The 21,919-nt window shown below is 44.2% G+C and carries 18 protein-coding genes; 8 read left to right on the top strand and 10 right to left on the bottom strand.

What is annotated here, in order from left to right; all coding sequences use genetic code 11:
- Positions 1-9: 9 nt before the first annotated feature.
- From U9S71_RS12420 to U9S71_RS12380, 9 genes are all read right to left on the bottom strand, one after another.
- Positions 10-1,365, bottom strand: a complete 1,356-nt coding sequence (locus U9S71_RS12420; protein WP_326327824.1) for a Gfo/Idh/MocA family protein — start codon at positions 1,363-1,365, stop codon at positions 10-12.
- Positions 1,366-1,404: 39 nt separating this feature from the next.
- A complete protein-coding gene (locus tag U9S71_RS12415; RefSeq protein ID WP_326327823.1) occupies positions 1,405-2,598 on the bottom strand; it encodes a DUF4998 domain-containing protein in 1,194 nt (397 codons plus the stop codon).
- A 41-nt stretch (positions 2,599-2,639) separates the two neighbouring features.
- The gene (locus U9S71_RS12410; RefSeq protein WP_326327822.1) at positions 2,640-3,833 is read right to left on the bottom strand and encodes a DUF5000 domain-containing lipoprotein; all 1,194 of its coding nucleotides are present in this window, start codon (positions 3,831-3,833) and stop codon (positions 2,640-2,642) included.
- 16 nt (positions 3,834-3,849) lie between these two features.
- Entirely contained in the window at positions 3,850-5,748 is a 1,899-nt protein-coding gene (locus U9S71_RS12405) for a RagB/SusD family nutrient uptake outer membrane protein (RefSeq protein ID WP_326327821.1), read from the bottom strand.
- A 10-nt stretch (positions 5,749-5,758) separates the two neighbouring features.
- Positions 5,759-8,887, bottom strand: coding sequence for a SusC/RagA family TonB-linked outer membrane protein (locus U9S71_RS12400; RefSeq protein WP_326327820.1), 3,129 nt, complete (start codon positions 8,885-8,887; stop codon positions 5,759-5,761).
- 147 nt (positions 8,888-9,034) lie between these two features.
- Entirely contained in the window at positions 9,035-10,219 is a 1,185-nt protein-coding gene (locus U9S71_RS12395; protein WP_326327819.1) for a Gfo/Idh/MocA family protein, read from the bottom strand.
- Between the two features lie 20 nt (positions 10,220-10,239).
- A complete protein-coding gene (locus tag U9S71_RS12390) occupies positions 10,240-11,253 on the bottom strand; it encodes a Gfo/Idh/MocA family protein (RefSeq protein ID WP_326327818.1) in 1,014 nt (337 codons plus the stop codon).
- Between the two features lie 264 nt (positions 11,254-11,517).
- Entirely contained in the window at positions 11,518-12,591 is a 1,074-nt protein-coding gene (locus U9S71_RS12385; protein WP_326327817.1) for a LacI family DNA-binding transcriptional regulator, read from the bottom strand.
- 59 nt (positions 12,592-12,650) lie between these two features.
- Positions 12,651-13,742, bottom strand: a complete 1,092-nt coding sequence (locus U9S71_RS12380) for an SGNH/GDSL hydrolase family protein (protein WP_326327816.1) — start codon at positions 13,740-13,742, stop codon at positions 12,651-12,653.
- Between the two features lie 342 nt (positions 13,743-14,084).
- On the opposite strand from U9S71_RS12380, the gene U9S71_RS12375 reads away from it, so the two are divergent.
- From U9S71_RS12375 to U9S71_RS12340, 8 genes are all read left to right on the top strand, one after another.
- A complete protein-coding gene (locus U9S71_RS12375) occupies positions 14,085-15,416 on the top strand; it encodes a site-specific integrase (RefSeq protein WP_068840810.1) in 1,332 nt (443 codons plus the stop codon).
- Between the two features lie 4 nt (positions 15,417-15,420).
- Positions 15,421-16,422 carry a hypothetical protein gene (locus U9S71_RS12370; protein WP_068841432.1) on the top strand — a complete coding sequence of 334 codons (1,002 nt, stop codon included), beginning with the start codon at positions 15,421-15,423 and terminating at the stop codon, positions 16,420-16,422.
- A 153-nt stretch (positions 16,423-16,575) separates the two neighbouring features.
- Positions 16,576-16,875, top strand: a complete 300-nt coding sequence (locus U9S71_RS12365; RefSeq protein ID WP_301992429.1) for a helix-turn-helix domain-containing protein — start codon at positions 16,576-16,578, stop codon at positions 16,873-16,875.
- Positions 16,875-17,921, top strand: a complete 1,047-nt coding sequence (locus U9S71_RS12360; RefSeq protein WP_068840808.1) for an AAA family ATPase — start codon at positions 16,875-16,877, stop codon at positions 17,919-17,921. The genes U9S71_RS12365 and U9S71_RS12360 overlap by 1 nt, the downstream gene beginning before the upstream one ends.
- A gap of 69 nt (positions 17,922-17,990) precedes the next feature.
- Positions 17,991-18,944, top strand: a complete 954-nt coding sequence (locus U9S71_RS12355; RefSeq protein ID WP_326327815.1) for a DUF8464 domain-containing protein — start codon at positions 17,991-17,993, stop codon at positions 18,942-18,944.
- 70 nt (positions 18,945-19,014) lie between these two features.
- The gene (locus U9S71_RS12350; RefSeq protein WP_019974742.1) at positions 19,015-19,377 is read left to right on the top strand and encodes a plasmid mobilization protein; all 363 of its coding nucleotides are present in this window, start codon (positions 19,015-19,017) and stop codon (positions 19,375-19,377) included.
- Complete coding sequence (locus tag U9S71_RS12345) at positions 19,358-20,269, top strand: relaxase/mobilization nuclease domain-containing protein (protein WP_326327814.1); 912 nt, start codon at positions 19,358-19,360, stop codon at positions 20,267-20,269. Before U9S71_RS12350 ends, U9S71_RS12345 begins: the two co-directional genes overlap by 20 nt.
- A 4-nt stretch (positions 20,270-20,273) precedes the next feature.
- On the top strand, positions 20,274-20,948 hold the full coding sequence (locus tag U9S71_RS12340; RefSeq protein WP_326327813.1) for a hypothetical protein: 675 nt from the start codon (positions 20,274-20,276) through the stop codon (positions 20,946-20,948).
- A 367-nt stretch (positions 20,949-21,315) separates the two neighbouring features.
- On the opposite strand, the gene U9S71_RS12335 is transcribed toward U9S71_RS12340, so the two are convergent.
- Positions 21,316-21,810, bottom strand: coding sequence for a MepB family protein (locus U9S71_RS12335; RefSeq protein WP_326327812.1), 495 nt, complete (start codon positions 21,808-21,810; stop codon positions 21,316-21,318).
- Between the last annotated feature and the right edge of the window lie 109 nt (positions 21,811-21,919).

Genomic DNA, 21,919 nt, shown 5'->3' with positions numbered 1-21,919 from the left:
GCGCGAATACTATACTGTTGGTTCGAATGCGGGATGATACTCCTTTTTCCATAAGCCGATAGCCTCATGATTGTCTAGGATGTTGCCACTAACTGAATCTATTTGCAAGCTGCTCCGTGTCCGGTAGGCGATATTACCCAATTGGCATAATAGCGTGCTTTTAAACCCGTCTTCAACACCTCCTTTCACTGGCACACCTTCGCGTATACCGTTGAAAAAATCCTGAATATGCAGGGCGTCCAGCCGCTGTGAAGGGCGTATCCGATTCATCGGATCGGCGGCAAAGTTGCTTTTCACATCCTTGATGACCTTTCCTTTGAGATCGAACACCGTATATTCATCGCCCTGCCCGATCATCAGCGAACCCTTTTCGCCATAGAACATCAAACCAACAGAATGGCCATACAACGGCGTGCCGTTACAGCTACGCCCTTCCCACGTCATCGCCATATCGTCGGCAAACTCAATGTTGACCACTTGGGTATCGGGTGTCTCCCAATCGTCTTGATACCGATAACGCCCTCCTGTTGATGATACCCGCGTGGGGTAGTCGACCTGCATCCCCCATCGCAACAGGTCGAGGATATGGATTCCGTTGCCCGGGAGCTCCCCTTTGCCGTAGTGCCAAAACCAATGCCAATTATAATGAATGAGATTATCCTTGTAAGGCCTGCGGGTGGCGGGTCCTTGCCACAATTCATAGTCGAGCCAAGCGGGCACCGCCGCTTCTTTGCCAACGCCGATAGGCTTCCGGTTATTCGCGTACCAGCCTTTACCAAAATAGGGGCGGCCAATGGTGCCACTATGCACTTCTTGTATGGCGGCAATGACGTTCGGCCATGATCGTCGCTGGTTTCCAATCTGTATGACGATATCCGGGTATTTGGCCGCTGCCTGTCGCAATAAATCGCCTTCGTGGGGGGTGGTGCTAACGGGCTTCTCCACATAAACGTGCTTGTCCGCTTGGCAGGCCAATAACGCACCGGGGGTATGCCAATGGTCGGGCGTTGCCATAACTATTGCATCGATCGATTTATCGGCTAACAACCTTCTGAAATCCGGTTCGCCCAGCGGCGTGTCGCCTTGTATTTTTTCAACATCGGTGATGCATTTTTTTATGGCCCGCGAATCGACGTCTGCAATATGGGTAACCCGACAGGCCGCTTGGTGGGCGAAATTGACCGCCAAAGCCCGCCCCCTGCTGTTCACCCCCATCACAGCGATGGATAACCGTTCATTGGCACCTACGATACGGTTGTAACTATTAGCACTGAAACCGGGCAATACACCGCCCGCGGCCGTTGCCGCGATACCTGCGAGTGTCTGCTTTACAAAGGTCCGTCGATTCGTCTTTTTTTTCCTCATCACGTCTATCCTGTCGTTATCTATTCGTAATACACTTAACTATTCAATCGGACCGCTGATTGCCCAAAAGGTGGCTTTTGAGGTTTTATCGGAACTGTTCGATCGCAACAACAATAAGTTGGCGTTTACGGTTATCCTTCCCGACTCCAATGGACCCTTATTGACAATTTGAAACTGGGCTTCTTCTTGATTTAGCACAGGCCCGCCGCCATTTGTCTGTACTTCCCAATTCTGGATGCGCCAATTTATACCGGAGCTTTCCGAGGCATTATCCGGGTTATACACATACTTAAATGCGACATAAATCTGTTTGTCGTCATCGCCCATCAACCCCCATAGGTCAAGTGGCCCCCAAGGGGTAACCACCCGCTCTTCTGTGGGGAAGGGGAACTCATCGGTAATTTCCCGCCACGTGGCTGCTTCTACGTTTTCAACCGCGTATACACCGTCAAAATCCGTCGAAACCCAAACCGTGAGCTGGTCGGGTGGCGTGCCGTATCGAGCTTCTAAGGAGAACGTCAGATTTCGCCCGCCCATTGACGAGTCATCAACCGTTGCAGTGGCAAAATCGGTGTAAAATGTATCCAATGCCACGGGGTCCGGAAAGAAAAACGACCGGTAAGAAAATGTACCGTTAGCGGGGAAATTAGGAAATACATACGTATTCAATAACTTCGAGATGATGTGGGTTTCCTCCTTCCCTTTGTTGTTCACGTATTTCACCTCCACACCGGCCAACGTCTCTTCGGCCGGTGTCCAGCTCACTTCCAGGTCGTTCTTACCCAAACGGAGCATGCCGTTATACGTTCGATTTAATAAGGTTTGCTGATATTGTTCGCCGTATACCCGACCAAATACGTTCGCCGGCACGGATGAATTACCGTGCTTATCAAACATCTTTATGGTAAAGTGATGGAGCCCCTCTACCATATTGTCCAGCATTACCTTCACCGTATCTATCTGGTCGGTTTTGGTCACTTGCCCCACTACGGAATCCTGGCCATTATTCCAAGATAATGTATAGCTGTCAACTTTGGGGTCGGCTAATAGCAACCAGCTGATTTCGGCTCTATTGTAACCACCCCGGACCAAAACGGAATCGGCTTTCCCAATGTAGATGGTTTCTCCGCCCCCGATAAACTGCTTATAGGTGTCTTCCATTTTTTCACAACCGGCAAGGAGTATTGCCGACAATGTGCTTAACACCGCTGCTATTTTAAAAAGTCTTTTCATGACGTATGTTTTAGTCGTTATCCAATTTTAGTACGCTGTTATCATCCACCGGTTTTGGGCTCGCCCCAAAAAGTAAGCTCCTGCAGCATAAAATCTGGTCGGGAACCCCACGTATTAATTATTTTGAATCGGATGTAACGATAGGCATTATCATAGTTGGAAAACTTGTGGTCTTCCCCCGCTAAACCCGCGGCAATATCTTCGGCTGAATTTTGACCGGTCGGGAGTCCGGATGGTTTGATCGACTCAAACCGATCCAAAAGCGTCCAACTATCCCAAGAACCATCCAATGCGGGATCATTGCTACCCCAAATTTCAAAAATCCGCGGTGTACCACTCGAATAGAACCATTGGTAGTTGCTTTGACTCGAATTGATAGCGTACATCTTCATACGGCCAAGTACAGCCGTTTGCCCTAAATCAACCGTAAACCAAACCGGCAATTCAATACCAGGATAAGGCCCCATCATGAAGTTTTGATTGGTACCGTCCCAGAGGTTGCTCAGCGCGCGGTTAGTATACAACGGGACGTAATTATCGTTATCTAGCAAATAATGGGTCCATAGGCTTTTGTCTAGCTCTTCTTCATACAAGGGAGTCATCGCCTTGAACAGGGTATCCGATCGATTCTGCCACTTATCTAAGAAAAAAAATGCAAAATCCTGAGGTTCCGCTGGCAGGCCCCGCGAGGTGTAGCTTCGTTCCTTCGCGCTTGAGTATAGCCTGTCGTGGACTTGCCAGTTTTCGCTTTCATCTTTGGTAAGGATATAAAGCACATATTCATTTTCCTCTTCGTTGACAAAATTCACGCCGACGCCCCCGAAATCGGGCAACGCTTCCAGCGATGCGTATGTCAATTCTAATGGAGATATAAGCGGCTTTATCGTCACCTGCATGGGGTCGGAGCGTTGTTCCGACCGATTGACCGTATATAATGTTACCGGCCGTTCCTCGGTACTTACAAATCCCTCCAGAACAACGGAGTTTGTAAAAACGGACGACTTAACGATATTCGTCTCGCCCTGCCCCAGCTTATATTCTGCCACCACGTACAACAAATCCTGATCGTCGGGCAGTGTATACGAAATGGTTGCACCGCCATGCTGATTCTCGACTTGGATATTGGTCAGTTGACCCGGTTTTTGGCCATTTTTCACCAACGGCCCCAAATCGCGCTCCTGGCAGGCCATCGCCGTCAGTAAGCAAGTTGCGAATAATAATATTGTTGATTTCATGAGAATGCTTTTAAATTTACCAACCTGGGTTTTGCACGAGATTTTTGTTGACGATCAAGTCACTCTCGCGTATGGGCCAGAAATAGTCTTTGAGCCCAAACTCCTGTCTGAAGATAAACCGCTCCCGATAATACCCTTCATTGGTTTCCTGGTCCACATCCCATCCCGTGATGGGCTTTGCGGCCTCTTCCGGAGCAGTCTTCCAACGGCGGATATCCCAAAATCGGTGTCCCTCAAATGCCATTTCAATACCGCGTTCTTGTTGGATAATCGCTCTGAGTCCTTCCTGGGTTGTATATTTCTTCGGATTGCGGGAAAAGTTCTCCCATGCAGACTGAACGGTGGGCAAGTCGGCTTTTGCCCGGATGATATTGAGGTACTGGTACACCTCGTCACTGGGTCCGTAAGCTTCATTCATGGCCTCCGCGTACAATAAATAGAGGTCGCTCAAACGCAACATCGGCCACGGATAGTCGATGGTGTTCCAGGTATTCCGATTAATCGTAGTATTGGTGTAGTGGTTGTGCCTTTTGGGATAGTAGCCGGTTACGGAGTGCCAACTGATTCCTGTCTTACCTCCAAACTGTCCCAACTTTCCTTCGTACCAATAGGTATCATCATCATCATACTTACCTTGCCCGTACCAGATGCCACCGTCGAAGCCCAACCCACCATAGAAGCGGGATTCCCTGTCGAAATTAAATTCGGCGGTGGTGTACCCTTCCTTAATACTATAGCGCTCTTTCGCGGTGCCTACCCGAAGCTCATACCGGTCATTGTAGCTCCATGTGTGGTCTTCTTCTATGGGCACACCATTATGGGTATAAAATAAGCTAGCTATCTTCATCGGAACGGAAGAATAGCCACGCGGCTCCTGGAAACCGATCATGCTGGCATCCAATGCACGTGGTGTTGAATACCGTTGAATGTTGCGCGTGGTGCTATTGGTAAGTGCCCAAATAATTTCCGAATTCCAGCGCTCGGTGATGACACTTCGGTAGTTTAACTGCGTGATGGTCGTGTCCGAAATATTCCGCTGTTGGATACCCGGCTCAAACTGGAAGGGACCATACCCCATCTCGTGGGCGACATCGATCGCTTCTTTCGCCGCTGTGGCCGCCCGTTCCCACTTTTCGATACTAAAGGTTTCGTTGAATAACTTTACGCCATCCTTTCCCACGAAACCGATATAATCGGGGTTACCATTGAAAAGCGGACTCGCTGCGAACACCAGTACCCGGGCTTTTAAACCCTTGGCTATCGGCAGGGTCATCCGGCCCAGTTCGGAGGTCTCATCAAGCACCTCCGGGCGCAAATCAACACTCGCCTCATCGAGCAGTTCAACAATGTATTCGAACACATCGTCTACCGGCTGCCTGAATACCCTAACTTCCTCGCCGGAGGCCGAAATCGGAAGATTCTCGCGCATAATGGGAATCGGACCATACATGCGCAGCAGGTAAAAATGATAGAATGCTTTGAGTGTTTTCACCTCCGCAATCCACTGCTTTTTCTCCAGTTCTTCCATATCCGGAACGCTACCAATGTTTTCGAGGAATACGTTGCATTGGCTAATGGCCGTCCATAATGGCGTACCGCTGCCCGATCCATTCCAATAATCGTGGTAGGGCGAGTTTTTATTCTGTTCGCCCCGTGCGATTCGCGTGGCGTTGCTATTGATTCCGGTATTGAGCCACAATTCGTCGCTCCCGAATGTAGCTACGTTACCGCTCGTTCCGCCTAGATCGGGAATAAACGAATAACAAGTTGCCAGGTATTTTTCGGCCGTGGTCCGCATTCTGAATGCATACTCCAAGGTAGCCACATTGTCTGGCACAACGTCGATAAATGAATTACATCCCGCTGCGACCGTCATTAACCACACAGCGGCACTAAGTTTTATACATCTCTTCATGGTAAGCATATTAAAAGGAAGCATTGATACCAATATTAAACACCTTCTGCAGCGGATAACCAAGCCCATTGCCCCCCATCTCAACGTCCCACAGGTCAAAATCGCTCACCGTCAACAGGTTTGTACCACTCACATATACGCGCAGGGCACTCATACGCATCCGAGACAACAATTGTTGTGGTATAGAATACCCAATCTCCACTTGCTTTAACCGGATAAAATCGCCGCTGTTAAGCCACCAGGTGCTCCGCTGCATATTATTGCTGTGGTTGTCTACACTTAGGCGGGGCCACAACGCATAGATGTCCGGATTATCCAGCGAATAATGATTGTCCGCAAATGCTTTTAAGATTTGTTTCCCCTCAACGAAAGGCTGCACATTCACCGGACCGGTTACACCGTCGACCGTGCCACCCATCCAGAACGAGGAATTTGCCGATCCTTGAAAAAATGCGGAGAGATCCAACGCTTTCCATCCGAACGAGAAACCAGCACCGTAGACAATTTCCGGCATGGTAGGAAAGCCGATCGGTACCTGATCCAGCGCGGTGATCTCACCGTCACCATTAACGTCTTTGTATTTGATATCGCCGGCAATGTTTGGCGAACCAAAATTTTGTGCCGGCGAATTGCGCACTTCATTATCATCCACAAAAAGGCGTTCGGCGATATACCCCCATTGCTGCTGTATGGGGTATCCTATCCTGGATTTCCACCATTCTTTCACGTAAACGGGCTCCTCATACACCCGGTATTCACTTGTTGCATAGGTAAAGTTTCCGCGTGCCTGTAACCACATTTGATTGGAGAAATTGTGGGAATAATCGACAGAAACATCCATGCCGCGCCCGGCTGCTTCGCCCACATTGGCCCTTACCCCTGCGGTAAGCCCCATCGTTGAGGGTATATCCGCCCGGTTCATCAAAATATTCGTTCGCCTTTCCGCAAATAAGTCAGCCACGATATTCACTTTGTTGAATAGGCCCAGCTCAATGGCCAGATTGGTTTTATATGAGGTTTCCCACGTAATATCCGGATTCGCATAGCGATCAATATTTACGCCGGTAATGTCGTGGTCACTTTCACGTCCAAAGATGAACTCCCGCGCATCCGAATCCATGTCCACCTCAGATAAATAGAAGAACCGATCAGACGCCGACCCGATAGCGTCATTACCCACCAAGCCATAGGTTGCCCGTAGGCGAAAGTTATTCACTTTATCTTTAAGCGGCTCCCAGAACTTCTCGTTGGAAATGCTCCACGCTACGCCCGCAGAGGGGAAAAAGCCCCACCGCTTACTTTCGTGGAAACGTTCCGAGCCGTTGTAGCCAAAGTTGAATTCCAAGAAGTACCGGCTATCATACGAATAGGTGGCCCTCCCCGAGAGGCCGAGGTTGCGCGAAGGCAACGACAATTGTAAGCTGTTTGCGCGCGCATTCATATCGGAACGCATAATGTATACCAGCAATCCGCTCAACGAATGCCTATCGTCGAAAACCCGACTGTAATTGAGTGCCGATTCCATATAGAACGTAGAAACTTGCTGGCGCAATTCATTATTCACACCGAAATCAAGAAACTCCCGGCCACTGGTTTCATTGAACGAATAAATCGCATACTCGCCGGTACGGCGGTCGAAATATTCCAAATCATAGTAAAAAGGACTATAGGACCGTTCGATATCAAACCGGGATATCCGGTTGGTATTGAACATGGATCGGAACGTGAGCCCTTCGGTAAAAAACGACAGGTCTTGCTTAATTTCCATCTGGGCCATCATCAACGATCGCGTATAGTCTTTATACCCGCTCACCATATCGGCATAAGGATTCAGGAAATCTCGCTCTGCCAATCCGCCGAACATGATGTGCTGTACATGCTGATGCGCATCATCTACCGGATAGAAAGGCACAAAGTCGACCGGGTTGGTACGGATAACTTTATTATACATGGCGGACCCACCTTCAACCGGACCCGTATAGTCGTCGAAGTTGCCGTTGAGCCGCACAATCAATTCGGTAGATTTCGTTAAATCGATATTCACATTCGCCCGAAGGGTGTAGCTTTTCAAATCAATATTGTTATTGAAATTATTAACGCCGTTTACGCGCAACACACCGTTATCTTGGGCATAGGAACCGGCGACGTAATATCTGGCTATTTTACCACCACCACTTACGTTGAGATTATATCGATGGTTGAATGTTTGGTCTTTGAACAACGTTTTCCGCCAATCGGTAGCGGGGAATAGAATCGGATTGACGCCCTCGGCCGTAGCGTCAATTTTTTCCTGGCTATATAGCGGCGTCTCGAATGGATTGCGCCCCACCAGTGCATCGTTATAAAGCCGCATAAATGTTACCGGGTCGGCCAGCTCCACGTCACTGGTAGGCATAGACAAGGAGCTTTCGGCACGGAATGATATCGATGCCCGTCCTTCCTTACCTTGTTTTGTCGTGACAAAGATCACACCGTTTGCTCCTCTGGCCCCATACAACGCGGTCGATGTAGCGTCTTTCATAATCGAAAAACTTTCGATGTCATCCGGACGTAGGCGCGCGAGCTCGGTAACGCCAAGCTCAACCCCATCAATGAGGATAAGCGGATCTACCTTTCCCGTACCGAATGAGGTGACCCCGCGAATAAAGAAGTCCGCATTATCCTGTCCTGGCTCGCCGCTTCGCTGGTAAGCGATGATACCCGCTGCTTGCCCGGCCAGGGCAGTGGTCAAATTGCTCGACGGTACACGCAAATCATCGGGCTTGACCGTGGTTACCGATCCGACCATATCGGTACGCTTCTGCGTGCCGAATGCGACCACCACGACTTCCTCCAAACTAGCGGGATCCTGGTGCAGCACCACCGTGATTTGTTGTCGGCCATTGACGGCAATTTCTTGGGTTATGAACCCCGTGTACGTTACCGTAACCACTGCATCGACAGCCAAACCCGGAAAGGAGAAGCGCCCCGCATCGTCCGTCTGCGTACCTACCGTCGTCCCTTTAATCATCACCGTTGCATTGGCCAGAGGGGCGTCGTTCGTATCCACCACTACCCCATGGAGCTCCGCTTGCAACAGATTAGGGAGCGGTACGGCAGCAGAAGATGCCGCCAAGACGCCATAACCCGGGCATGCCATGAAGGCAAATAAAAGGAACATCCCGATCCGTCCGCGGCCAACACGTCTGAAAAAGTCCGGGAGAAATTTACGACTCCCAGTTCTGTAAAATGTTTGCATCACAATTTCGGCTAATTGGTTAAACCATATTTAAAATTCAATTCATATTTAATTCCAATGGTGTACGCGGCCACTTTCTGCGGCCTGATTCGCTAGCATCACCGCCTTTGCCGTATTCCTACCCGTTTCCACATTCGAAAAAGGCTTCCTTCCCTCACGCACGCAGGCAGCAAAGTCCATCAACGCATAGGCTGTGGGGTCTCGGTCTTTGTCGTCCTGATTTTGAAACACCAATTCCATGGGTTTCCCTTGCCCCCAGCTTTCTGCCGTGGCGCCGGTGACACCATCCACCGTCGCCAACTCCGCTTTCAGCCGTTCGGGGTAAGCCAGCGCCTTGGTGCGCTGAATTTCTATGGTGCCCCGGGTACCCAACACCCGTATGGAGTAACCTCGGTACGCGTTACTTAATATGGAGCTGACGTGGGCTTTCACACCATTCGGATAGGCGTATAGGGCACGGATATTATCGTAGGTTTCGCGGCCATCTTTCCAATGGTCAATACCACCCATCGCCACAACGGAGAGCGGGTGGCTGCCGTTAAACCAATTAAGGATATCGACCTGATGCGCGCACAGTTCGGTCATCAAACCACCTGAATACTCTTTATACATGCGCCAGTTAACCTGTCTTTCCATGGATGGGTCGGCAACCGGCCTGCGCCAGTCTGAATTGCGGTGGTACTGGCATTCGTACTGCTTCACTTCGCCGATATAACCTTTTTTGATGACTTCCAACACTTTGTGATACAGTTGGTAATAGCGGTACTGGTGGCCGATTTGCATGGCCTGCGCCGAATGACGCCCAGCTAACGCCACCAGCTGATTGGCTTCATCAATCGTGTGGGTCATGGTTTTTTCCAAATACACGTGCTTTCCGGCTTGTAATGCATCCACTGCGACAGGAAAATGCAGGTACTCGGGCACCGCAATCACAACAGCTTCGACCGACTTATCGTCCAGCAACGCACGATAATCCTTATAAGCCGTTGCTTGTGGAAACCGCTTCCCGGCCAGGTCCAATTGCTCCTTTCGGATATCGCTATAGGCACCTACCTTTACGCCCGGTATGGATTTGATAACATTAGCTACGCCCCCACCCCGGCTCCCGAACCCAATAACTCCGATGTTCAATGAGGGTGATTGGTGGGATAAAGCCTTCTTTAATGGTAAGGTTCCCAGGGTAATCCCTGCCAATCCGTAAATTCCGCCTTTTAAAAAAAATCGTCTTTCCATTCTAGCTGCTGATGCGAATACTAATCGACTTGCTTTAACTTCACCGCTTTTCCTCCCTGCCGTTTGCTTTCGTCGGCAGCCGCCATAAAGGCAAAAATTTCCAACGTCTCCGTCGCATCGACAGGCGACACACCGGTTTCGAAAAATTCGACAATCTGATAAAGCAGTGACGTGTAACCCTGGTGCTTTGCTATCGGCACATGTCCTTTTTCACCGTGCACGATTCCACCATAGCCGCGGTGCCCCGTTCGTGTACCCCGAAACGTACCGATACGTCCATCGTTCCAAGTCCCCACAACGATGTCCGTACCTTCATTATGTGTGCGCGATACGCTCACACAACCCGTACCCATAACGGCATAAAGCATCTCTACCCCATGGATACCGTACCAAAATAGATCCGGGTGTGTCGGCTCAATAACCGCTGGACTGTACGTGTCAGCACCTGTTACTTTACCAATCAGTTCGCCCGACCGGATTGCCGCTATATTATCCGTGTATCGCAGCGAAGAGGACGAGAATACCGGCACATCATGCGCTTCGGCGGCCTTAAAGATCGCTTGGGCGTCTTCCAGGGATGCTGCGATCGGCTTATCAATAAATAGCCGTTTACCTGCTTTAATCACCGGCAAAGCCTGTTCCAAGTGCAACCTGCCGTCGTTGGTTTCCAGCAGCACCACATCCACCTGTGCCAATAGTGCATCTATTGATTCCACGATGCTCACGCCATACTTTTTGACATCATCGACGTACCCCGGTATGCGCTTTGCGCTACTCTCGATGGTCCTGCTCCCATACGGATAGGCCGCGATGACCTTATAGCCGTTTAGCTTCGCATCAGGCGTAGCCGCGTTTAGTGCCTTCGTAAACGCCACACTATGCGACGTATCCAGCCCAATAATGCCGACCCGTTTACCTGTTGCATGGCGCATGGGGGTACTACGGCCAAATACATCCAATCCGCCCATCGTCAAACCGACGCCCGACAAGGCTGCCGTCTTAATAAATGCTCTTCTATTTGATTTCATCATCATCGTGTGATCGTTTTTTTAACCTGTTGTTGTTTATTTGCGTTATCCGACAGATAAGCTACGCTAAGACTCACCAATTACAAACGTGTACGTACACGTCGGAAAATCGGAACGTCATGTTTTGGTATATTATCTGCATGGCATGAGATTTTATATTGCTTATAATTGTCGTTGCGGTAACGTACCCGCTAAATACGTAATTATATTTATCAGTTCCAAATTATTTGTAAAAAAATTACCGTGCCGGTTTAGGCGGTTATGAATGGCTTAGTTCTTATAAAAGGCGACGTTCTCACTCGTTATGATATCAATGGGCATATATTGCTCTTTGGTAACCTCCCTCCCTGCAATAACATGTTGAAACAATGTCGTTATTCCGGCATAGCCCTGCTCCTCTGGTTTCTGGCCAATCAGGAAATCAATGGTTCCATCCTTCAGGTAACCTACGTTTTCGGCGATTAGGTCATAACCAACGAGGATGTGGTGTGCGGCGGACTGCTCACGCAGGTATTTCGCTACGCTCCGCACCCTCGAATTGGTCACGAAGAAAGCAGCGATATCGGGGTGCTGCTTCAAACATTCCCCCAGTGCCTCACCCACCGCCTGGTCTGTGGTATTCGTGATATCTATTTTCTCTATTTCAATACAGCCACCTTCGGTATTGGTTGCCTCCATATAGGCACGAAAACCCTCTTCCTTGCGCAGGAGGTGATGGTAAGCATCGATCTCCTTTGATATATTGACAATGAGCACCTTCCCTTGCTTTAAGCCAAACCGCACCAATTGTCCGGCCAAGTATCCGCTTTTAAGTAGATGCGGACCAATATACGCCAGTCCTTTTGCATCGGGTATATCCGAATTAATAAATACGTAAGGCAACTTCCTTAACTCGCACGCCGCGGTAAATTTGTGTGCCTCGTCAACAAACGAGGGGGCCAGTACAACCCCATGGAACCCACCATCCAGGATTGCCCTTGCATGCTTCTCAAACGTCTTCTTGTCATTCAGGTCAAAGAGAAACAACTCCAATTGGATACCGTATTGTTTAATCTCCTGGTATGCGCGCTCCACCCCCTTGCGCGGCGACTCCCAATAATCCGTTTCCTTTGCATTGGGTATAAGCACGGCAAATCGATTGGTCTTCTTCGAAGCCAATCTGCTCGCCAGTATATTCGGCTGGAAACCGATTTCCTTAATGATGTCATTGATCTTCTGCCGCGTGGTCTCAGATACCCCTTTCCGGTTATGAATCACCCGATCTACTGTTGCTATGGAGACATTCGCTCGCCTTGCAATTTCCTTTACGCCCGAAAGTTGCCGTGTTGGGTTATCTTTTTTCATATAGCGCTCCCTAGTGGGTGGCCAAAGTTAACCGATTTATATCGATTTTTAAATCGCGGTCAAATCCCATACTGCTTGAGTATCTTCAGCACCGCAGGGCGTATCTTTTGCAGCATGCGGTCAAAGCCGAGATCGTTGGGGTGGGTGCCGTCTGTCGTGGCTTCATGGTCGTCGCCTAGCAATCCATCTGCCGTGATCAGGTAAAGATCATCGACTTCTTTTTGCAATTGATCGATTTCGTGCTTGAAATTGGCATTTTGATCTGCTACACGTTTCGCTATCGATTGGTTGAAGTTGCCCCCTTCACGCACGATGCTCTGTATGGCAATAATAGGCACGCCGGGATGGTCGGCCCGGATGGTTTTCACGAGGTCGGCCGTGCGCGCCGTCACCTGCGCCGGGGATGAATTCGGCACACAATCCAAGATGAAGGCGTCCATATCCATTTGAGCGAGCACTTTGGCTACCTCAAGCTCCATCTTTGCATTCCCGCTCACACCGAAGTTTAAAAAATGATAACCCGTCTGGCGGGAGAGCCGTGCCGGATAGGCCAAACCCGGGCGGCTGGCCGAGGCACCATGTACGATGCTCGAACCGTAAATAACGATGTTCTTCTTAAATGGGTTAGGTCTTGCCGCGATTTCGGCATCCGCTTCCACGCCGATTTGCAGCGACGTCGTTTCGTCGTACAGCGGGAGATAGAGCAAACATTCTTTATCACCCGGCTCCATGTTCTGCACCAATGTATATGCATTACACTGGTTGGTGTCGGGGCGGGCTACGCCTGCATATTGCCATTGACCGTCCCTTTTGATGTATAGGTCCATTCCTTCGAAAGCGATCGCCGTCATGTTATTCCCCGGTTTGCGCGAACTCGTGCACCATTTTGCGGCGATCTTCGTACTGTTGGTACTGAAGCTCACGGCCAATCCCGCCGAGTGGGTCAGCAGACGCTTTACCGTGAGCGGTATCGCCGGAAAAGCCGCCGTATCCAGACGGTGGTAGAATGGTCCGCCCGGCAGTGGTTTACCGATGAGGGTCAATTGTTTAGCGTCCGTGTAATGCAATGTATCTGCTGTTTCCGCAAACGAGGTCCCCATCATGCCAATGAGTATGCAGTATACCCATACGTATTTAATTCTGCTGATCATATCGTTATTTTAGCTTTCTAATTGGCGTTAAAAGTAAGAAAATTATTGCTGGCACCAACACGGCTTGCAGAATATCTGCCCACTGTGTGGATGACAGGATTGGCTGCATCCCTCACGCACGCTTGGCCGAACCGCTGCATAAAAAAACCCTTGCTTTCGCAAGGGCTCCATTGGATTGGTCGGGATGACAGGATTCGAACTATATTTACAGATTAATACAAATTATTATACTTAATACTGATTATTAAGTAATTACAAAAATAATTTCATAACTTTACTTAACCTTACAAAGGTAATATATAGTATTATTAAGCTTTTTTGTCCGAAATATGTCCGAGAATTATGAAAGTAAATTTTTATTTAGACAAACCCTATAACCCAGAAATAAAGCCTGAGAAGATCAAGCTAGAACTTAACAAAGTGGAAGGAAAAAAGAAAAATCTCGCAACACGATTCTGGAACCCCTCCCCTACAGCACTGTATTTATTTTTTACACCAGACAAATCCTGCCGAATAAAATACAGAACGAACTACAGAATATTACCCAAAAATTGGGATTTCGAAAAAGAGAGACTTAAACCAAGCACCAATGGAGCATTGGAATTAAATATTGAACTTAATGACCTAGCAAACCTTTGCACTCGAGAAGCAATGAGTAAAAAGGATAAAAATGAATTTCTTTCCAAAGATGATTATCGGCAAATCATTCAGAACTGTATCGATAAAGATAATGCCGTAAACAACGAAATATCCATATCGCATCTGAAAACGCTATTTCTATCCTATAAATCAAATTTTGTAAAAGAAGGTACACTTAAAGAATATAGAACTGTATTTAAAGGCTTAGAAGACTTTGAGAAATACAAAAACACAAAACTTATTCTTAGAGAATTGGACAGTAAATTTTTAGACCAATTTGAGGTCTTCCTCAGCAAAAAGAAAAACACAAATAATGAGGATAAAGTTGGATTACTAAACGACACTATTCATAAATATATATCCACCTTAAAGGTCTTTCTAAAATGGTGTAACGACAATGACTATCTAGTACACCCTGATGTCTTCAAAACACAAAAAACAAACTTTAAAAAGAAAGCATACAATGAGATCATTGCGCTGTCCGAAAAGGAAATCGAAAAAATACTAAATCATGATCTTTCAGACAAACCTAGTCTTGAAAGGGTCAGAGACCTATTCTGTCTATTATGCTACACTGGGCAACGTTTTGAAGACCTGATAAATTTTGATCCAAAGGACATAAAGAACAATTCATGGGATTTTATTTCGGTAAAGGTAAAGAAAAGAGTAATCGTTCCCTTTGAGGGATATATAGCACCTGCAAAAGATATTTTAGAACGTATTGGATACTGTGTACCTAAAATATCGAATCAAAAATTTAATGAATACATAAAAACAGTAGGTAAATTGGTAGGTATGAACGAAATTATAAAGATTACGAGGTATTCTGGCAAACAAAAACTGGTGATAGAAAAAAAGAAGTATGATTTCCTGTCAAGTCATGTCGGCAGGCGATCAATGGTTACAAATCTATTAAGTAGAAACGTACCTATCACACTTGTACAGAAACTTACTGCCCACTCCGATATACGCACTTTAATGAAATACGAATCAGCAAGCACAGATTCGTTAATCGATGCACTTAATAAATTTTAATATTATGAATAGTAAATATTTCAGCAGGAGGAAATTCTTCGATTTTAATCCACACCCTCTGGATGTTGGAGTTCTTTTTTCCAACAATAATACACATGCAGATGTCCATTTCCTAATAAAGATTCAAGAACTTCCTGAAAGTGAGTTAGAAGATCTTTTTTTAAGACATTTCAATTACTATAAAAAGGAATTTAATGATACTGATGGTAAAGTATTTTTTAAAGAATTATGGGAAACAATAAACTATGAACTAAAAAAAGAACGCAACAAGTTGTTGGAAAAACTTTCACCCAAACAAAAAAAAAGAAATGATATTAGAGTACAGAAATTCCAATACTTTATCGAAAATGTATTACCCAAATACGATCGATGGAATCTTACAATAAACTTGTCAAAAAAGTATGATTTAGTCAGTGAAAAGATATTGCAGGAGGTAAGAAGTAAAACTCAAATAGAATTCCAGCGAACACAGGAGCTAATCGATGCAGCATTTACGAAACTTGTTAATTCATCCAATGCGAGTACGGAAAGCAATATAGAGAATATAAAAACTATTTTGAACAACTATCTAAATTCCAATAAAAAAGAAAAGGAAGAATTGAAAAAGAATTTTATCGAGAAACAAAATCTCGATCGTTTATTAATACAGTATAATTCTACACTAAAAGAATTAGATGAATTTAAAGAACAGATAAAAACGCTTAAAAAAGAGAAATCCAAACTCAGTACTTTAGATCAACACAAAATTGATATTGTTCATGGAACAAAAAAAAATCTAATTGCAGTATTTCAAACTCTTGTTAATACAGATATTATTATCAATGGAAAACCAAGATATTTTTTAGCCAATCGTGCTTCTCTTACATGGGCGAAAATTATTTCAAATCATTTTACTGAAAATGGAAAACCAATCCCGTTTGGTACCGTAGAAAATTATTACAATGATGGGAAAAGTACAAACATTGAGGAATCAGACCATAAATTTAAAATAACTCCTATAGAATAGTCCTTATAAACATCTAAGACCTATTTCAAAATGCCGTTCAGAATTCTGAACGGCATTTTTTATTGTATTTCTTATCCAACTTTGCTCATGTTAATTCACTCGAAGAAAGTGGCCACGACTTCGGATCATTAAACGTGTAAACATGAATAAAGTATGATTCAATTAGACCAAAATGCCCTTAGAGATTGTATCCGAGATGCAATTAAGGAAGAACTTCACATTTTTATTTCAGGCATCCGAAATACTGTAGATAATACAGAAAGTACATCATCTGAAAAACTACTAACCAAAAAAGAAATGGCGGACGAACTTGACATTTCTCTTGTTAGTTTGACAGATTGGATGAAACAAGGTAAAATTCCTTACATGCGTATGGGTAAACGCATTTATTTCAAAAAAAATGAAGTTGTTAATTCTATGGCAAACTTCAATCATAAAAAAGGAGGTAAATAATGATCCCATTCAATCAAGAAACGGTAAACGCACTCGGAAAAGCCATAGTAGAGATAACAGATAATTTCTTAGAACCACCTATCATGATAACCATCAACAAATCCGACTCTGTCATTGGTACACTGGGCAATTTCAGTGCGTCCACTGGGAAGGCAAAAAGCAGAAAAACATTCAATGTAATTTCATTGGTCGCAGCCGCATTGAGTGGAAAGCAGATATTACAATATAAAGTTAAAGTTCCTCCAACCCGTCCAGTTATACTGTATTGTGATACAGAGCAGAGTAAATTCCATTGCCACAGGCTACTTTCAAGAATATACAAGCTCATCGACTACCCTACCACAGAAGTCCACGATAATTTAAAGTTCATCTCCTTAAGGGAATACCCGACGAAGGAACGTATAAATATCATCGAATATGCACTTTTCAAATATGCAGATAGGATCGGACTGGTCATCATAGATGGAATTAGGGATTTGGTTTACGATATCAATAACGCTACCGAAGCGACTGAAATCACTAATAAACTTATGAAGTGGTCACAGGAACTCAATATCCATATTCACACCGTATTACACTTAAACAAGGGAGATGATAACACTAGAGGGCATTTAGGAACAGAATTGAATAACAAAGCCGAATCAATTCTCCAGATAACTAAAAGTGATCTAGATGCAAATTATAGTACAGTAGCACCAAAATTTATCAGGGATATAGAATTTGAACCTTTCACCTTTTTTATAGATGATGGAATACCCGTACTGGACGAGAATTTTGACACAACAAATCTCAAATCTAGAAAAGGATTCAGTTATCAGGAGCTTTCCGAAGAAAATCACCGCGAAGTACTGCAGGAAATGTTCAAGGATAGCGAGATAAACTGTACCTACGAAGAGTATATAACCAAATTAAGGGATGCTTATTTATCAAAAGGATTCAATTTCGGAATCAACAAAGCCAAACAATTAAAAACTTTTTTGGAAAACAAAAGGATGGTCGTCAAGAATGACAAGACCTACAGATTCAACCCTGAATTTTACTATTAAAAACAGGTTTAGTTTAGTCTGCCCCTATATAGTAATAGACTAAACTAAACCTATATAAAAATTATGATTATGACATGTGATGAATTAAAGCGTATACCGCTAATATCTATTTTACAGTACCTACAAATTCCATGCTCTAAATTAAACAGTCGTGAAGCATGGCTTAAAAATCCATTCAATGGAGGTAAAGAAAAAACACCTTCAACAAAAATTGATATTCGTAGAAATATCTGGTATTCTCATTCAGAAGGTTACGGTGGTAACAACGTCGATTTTCTTATGAAATTTTTCAATACAGATAACCTATCAACAATACTCGATTGGGCTGATGAAAGAAAAAATATCCTTTCATTTCACCAGCAAACTGTATTAGACAAAATTCCGATCATCCAAGATGAAAATGATCGGAGTTACACCATACTCGCTATAAAACCTCTCAAAAACAAAGCATTAACGGATTACCTGACTAATGTTCGCAAAATAGATTTAGAAATTGCCACAATCTATTGTCAGGAAATCTATTACCGTACTGCAAAAGGACAGACATTTTTTGCCGTATGCTTTAAAAATGATTCAGGGGGATTCGAACTGCGCAACAGTTACGACAAACGTTCGCTACTAACTAAGGATATTACCACAATCAACAATGGTAATAAGGACGTTGTATTGCTTGAAGGCTTTACCGACTGGCTTTCCTATATGACTTTAAAAAAGAACGCTAGTAAGCCGTATTTAGACACTAATTACTGTATCCTGAATACGACAGCGAACCTCCAAAAATCATATCCATTCTTAGAACGACATAACGGAATTACATGCTATCTGGACACAGATAACAGTGGCTTAAAATCGTACCATACCTTACGAAGCCATTTTAAGAAGACGCAAAACGTAAAAAATGGAATGGAAGAATTGCAGAAACGGTATAATGAAATAAAAGATGTAAATGATTACCTGATTTTCAAATCATCCAAAGAACAAACATACAATATCCAATCGGGAAGAAAACTATCGAATAGGTAGGAAGCAAGGTTGTGTTTTGGTGACCCCAAAACCGATTGGCTCCCGATGGTCACAGCTAAAAAGAAACAAGATGAAAAATAACAAGAAAAAAGGCGGAAGACCCGCACTCGAAAATAAAAAACAGTTCAGGATCAATGTCCGTTTCGATGAAAGCGAACATAACAGAGTTTTGCATAATGCAAAAATTGCAGGTATGAGCAAATCGGAATGGGTACGCAAATCTGCGATCCTACGAAAAATTACACCTAGGTTTACCGAAGAACAATTGAAAGCTTTTCGGGCGATTACTGGGGCTTCGAACAATCTAAATCAGCTAACTAAAAAAGCACACCAGTCTGGACTGATTGAGGTGGCACAGGAATGCAAAAATACGATCCATCACATTAACCATTGTATCAATAAACTACTGCACCATGATAGCGAAGATAATTGAGGGCCGATCTTTCGGCGGATGCGTTGGATACGCCCTGAAAAAAGATAGTGAGATTATCCATGTAAATGGATTACGGACGGATTCGGCAAAGACCATCACACAGGACTTTAATTTTCAGCGGATGCTGAATCCAAGATTGGGCAAGGCAGTCGGACACATTATTCTTTCGTGGAATACAGAAGATAAAAACAAGCTGAATAATGACATCATGCTATCCGCAGCTAAGCGTTATTTATCAAAATTAGATATTAGGGATACCCAATGCTTAATGGTGCGCCACCACGACCGCCAACATGATCATATCCATATTATTTTTAATCGGGTAAACGATCATGGCAAAACTATCTCCAATAGCAATCAGCGGTATAAGAGCTTTAAAGCTTGTAAAGAATTAAATGCATTATATGGCTTTAAGCAGTCCGAAGGAAAACGAAATGTCAACAGAGGTAGACTGAAAGGTAATGATCTAACGAAATACCAAATTTACGACACCGTCAAGGCAGGCATACGACACAGTAAAAACTGGAAGGAACTACAAAATTATATCCGTTACAGAGGTGTGGAAATGCAGTTTAAATATAGATTGGGGTCGGATGAGGTTCAAGGTATTTCGTTCATCAAAGATGAACAGACATTTCGGGGTTCTGCCATAGACCGCTCATTGAGCTTCGGACAGATCGATAAAGCCCTAAACGGTATAGATAATTCGAAAGAACTCTACTACACTCCTTTCAGTGACTCACCTGCAAGTTTATCTGCTGATAACAGCATCGGAAAAGCCATCGGTGAAGTTGCATCCGCTTTATTTACGATCCCTGAAATTGCACAAGAACAGGAAGATCCATTTATCAAGAAGAGAAAAAAGAAAGAGAACTACAGATTAAAACTTTAAGAATATGCGTACAGAATTAGAAAACTTACAGCAACAGGTAAACACTTTAGAGGAGAATGCAGACCTTATTACGCAGGACATCGTACGGATCATGCCGACAATCGTATCCCTGCTTTCCGAAAACGAGAGGAATATGAAGGATCTTCATGAAATGCGAGCAAAGGATCAGGAACTACTACAACAGATCAAGCAATTTATTAAAAGAGAAAACGATGTACTATCTAAGATCATTAACGATTATGGGACACTTCAGGATGTAGCTAATGAAATCTCCACAATAACTAGACAGGAATTAGCTGTATTAACAATCAAAGAAAAAGACATTGTTTCAAAGATAGCTGAAATTCCTGATCAGGTCATTGTAAAACATCATTACGGCATTGATCTCAAATCAACACCTCTGATCATTGTTATGATAGCATTATCTACCATTATTTCGCTAGGTCTCGGTGTTCTATACGAGAAGAACAAACAATTAGACGATAGAAAATCGTATGAAATGCGTTACCGAATGATAGAATTGGAGCTACCGCATGTAACATCGCATATCGATTCTACTTATTCTCTTAACCCTAAGAAATTCCATAATTTGGTGATTAAAAGAGAGGAAGAAAATAAACTATTAAACAGTATAGACCAAAAACGTCAGGAGATCAAAAACTTAAACAGTCCTGAATAATGGCTCGGCGACTTGGCGAAGTAGCGAAGCTGTATCGAAGATACAAAAGCGGAGCTATTTAGCCAAGTCGCTTGTTGTAAGCAGTCCGCGAAGCGGCGGCTTACGGCAAGCGACGTAAGTCGCCGAGCCATTGTTAGCAAGGAGCGCAGCGGATTGCTAACGGGCCGCGTATTGGCGATAGTGGCGGATTAGAAAGCCAAAACTTTCAATTTTGCACTAAGCTAAGCAACAGCCTTTTATTATTTTCTAAATTTTAAGAAAAAAAGAAATATAAAAGGCTGTTGCGACTAAAAAAAGAAACTTTCAATTTCTCCACTAAACCGCCATTTCGCCAATACGATGTTAGCTGTAGTGCGAGATATTTGTCTTAATTTAATATTGACTTTAGTTTTTCAATATTATTTTGTTCGTTGTTTTTCAAGTCAATGAAATATTCGGTTTGCCAAGATTGAGTTTTTTCAGCTTGCTTATTTTCCGTTTTTACCCAAGTAGGGTAGAGTCTGAAACCTCTTTTGCCTTCTTTTATTTGTGTCGATAAAATATTCTTTTCTATTAAAATTTTTTTCGAGAAAATGAAGAAACCAAACTTTTCATCTTGTTCTGAAACAAAAATGAAAAAATCAAAATTATCGGTTTCGTTAAACGGTTCGGTTTGTCTTTTTGAATTTCGTTTCCAAAGCGTTACAAATTGACCGACTTTTTTAGGAGTTATTTTCGACTTTCTGAATTTGAAATTTAGCTTTTCAATTTGAAAGTTAAACCCAAAATATTCATCGCATTCATATTCAATTGTCAAGTTAGTAATTTTCTGTCCATAATTTTTTATAAACAGGCTTTCAATTTTGTTTAATTCTTTAATCACTTTTTAATTCTGAATTTTGGACTGGATTTTATATACTTTCTGAATACGCATTACAGCTAACGGCTGGCAAATTGGCGATGGAGCCGACTTTTAGCACAAATGTTGAATA

This window comes from Parapedobacter flavus, from assembly GCF_035818675.1.
In the GTDB taxonomy this organism is placed as follows: Bacteria; Bacteroidota; Bacteroidia; order Sphingobacteriales; family Sphingobacteriaceae; genus Parapedobacter; species Parapedobacter flavus.
This window is presented reverse-complemented; position numbering and strand designations above follow the sequence as displayed.

Excerpts from the sequence above, each read along its gene's own strand:
- U9S71_RS12375 (WP_068840810.1), top strand. The coding sequence starts at position 14,085 with ATGAAAGTAAATTTTTATTTAGACAAACCCTATAACCCAGAAATAAAG.
- U9S71_RS12380 (WP_326327816.1), bottom strand. The coding sequence starts at position 13,742 with ATGATCAGCAGAATTAAATACGTATGGGTATACTGCATACTCATTGGC.
- U9S71_RS12420 (WP_326327824.1), bottom strand. The coding sequence starts at position 1,365 with ATGAGGAAAAAAAAGACGAATCGACGGACCTTTGTAAAGCAGACACTC.
- U9S71_RS12360 (WP_068840808.1), top strand. The coding sequence starts at position 16,875 with ATGATCCCATTCAATCAAGAAACGGTAAACGCACTCGGAAAAGCCATA.
- U9S71_RS12410 (WP_326327822.1), bottom strand. The coding sequence starts at position 3,833 with ATGAAATCAACAATATTATTATTCGCAACTTGCTTACTGACGGCGATG.
- U9S71_RS12350 (WP_019974742.1), top strand. The coding sequence starts at position 19,015 with ATGAAAAATAACAAGAAAAAAGGCGGAAGACCCGCACTCGAAAATAAA.
- U9S71_RS12405 (WP_326327821.1), bottom strand. The coding sequence starts at position 5,748 with ATGAAGAGATGTATAAAACTTAGTGCCGCTGTGTGGTTAATGACGGTC.
- U9S71_RS12390 (WP_326327818.1), bottom strand. The coding sequence starts at position 11,253 with ATGATGATGAAATCAAATAGAAGAGCATTTATTAAGACGGCAGCCTTG.
- U9S71_RS12395 (WP_326327819.1), bottom strand. The coding sequence starts at position 10,219 with ATGGAAAGACGATTTTTTTTAAAAGGCGGAATTTACGGATTGGCAGGG.
- U9S71_RS12370 (WP_068841432.1), top strand. The coding sequence starts at position 15,421 with ATGAATAGTAAATATTTCAGCAGGAGGAAATTCTTCGATTTTAATCCA.
- U9S71_RS12365 (WP_301992429.1), top strand. The coding sequence starts at position 16,576 with ATGATTCAATTAGACCAAAATGCCCTTAGAGATTGTATCCGAGATGCA.
- U9S71_RS12345 (WP_326327814.1), top strand. The coding sequence starts at position 19,358 with ATGATAGCGAAGATAATTGAGGGCCGATCTTTCGGCGGATGCGTTGGA.
- U9S71_RS12415 (WP_326327823.1), bottom strand. The coding sequence starts at position 2,598 with ATGAAAAGACTTTTTAAAATAGCAGCGGTGTTAAGCACATTGTCGGCA.
- U9S71_RS12355 (WP_326327815.1), top strand. The coding sequence starts at position 17,991 with ATGACATGTGATGAATTAAAGCGTATACCGCTAATATCTATTTTACAG.
- U9S71_RS12400 (WP_326327820.1), bottom strand. The coding sequence starts at position 8,887 with ATGGCATGCCCGGGTTATGGCGTCTTGGCGGCATCTTCTGCTGCCGTA.
- U9S71_RS12340 (WP_326327813.1), top strand. The coding sequence starts at position 20,274 with ATGCGTACAGAATTAGAAAACTTACAGCAACAGGTAAACACTTTAGAG.
- U9S71_RS12385 (WP_326327817.1), bottom strand. The coding sequence starts at position 12,591 with ATGAAAAAAGATAACCCAACACGGCAACTTTCGGGCGTAAAGGAAATT.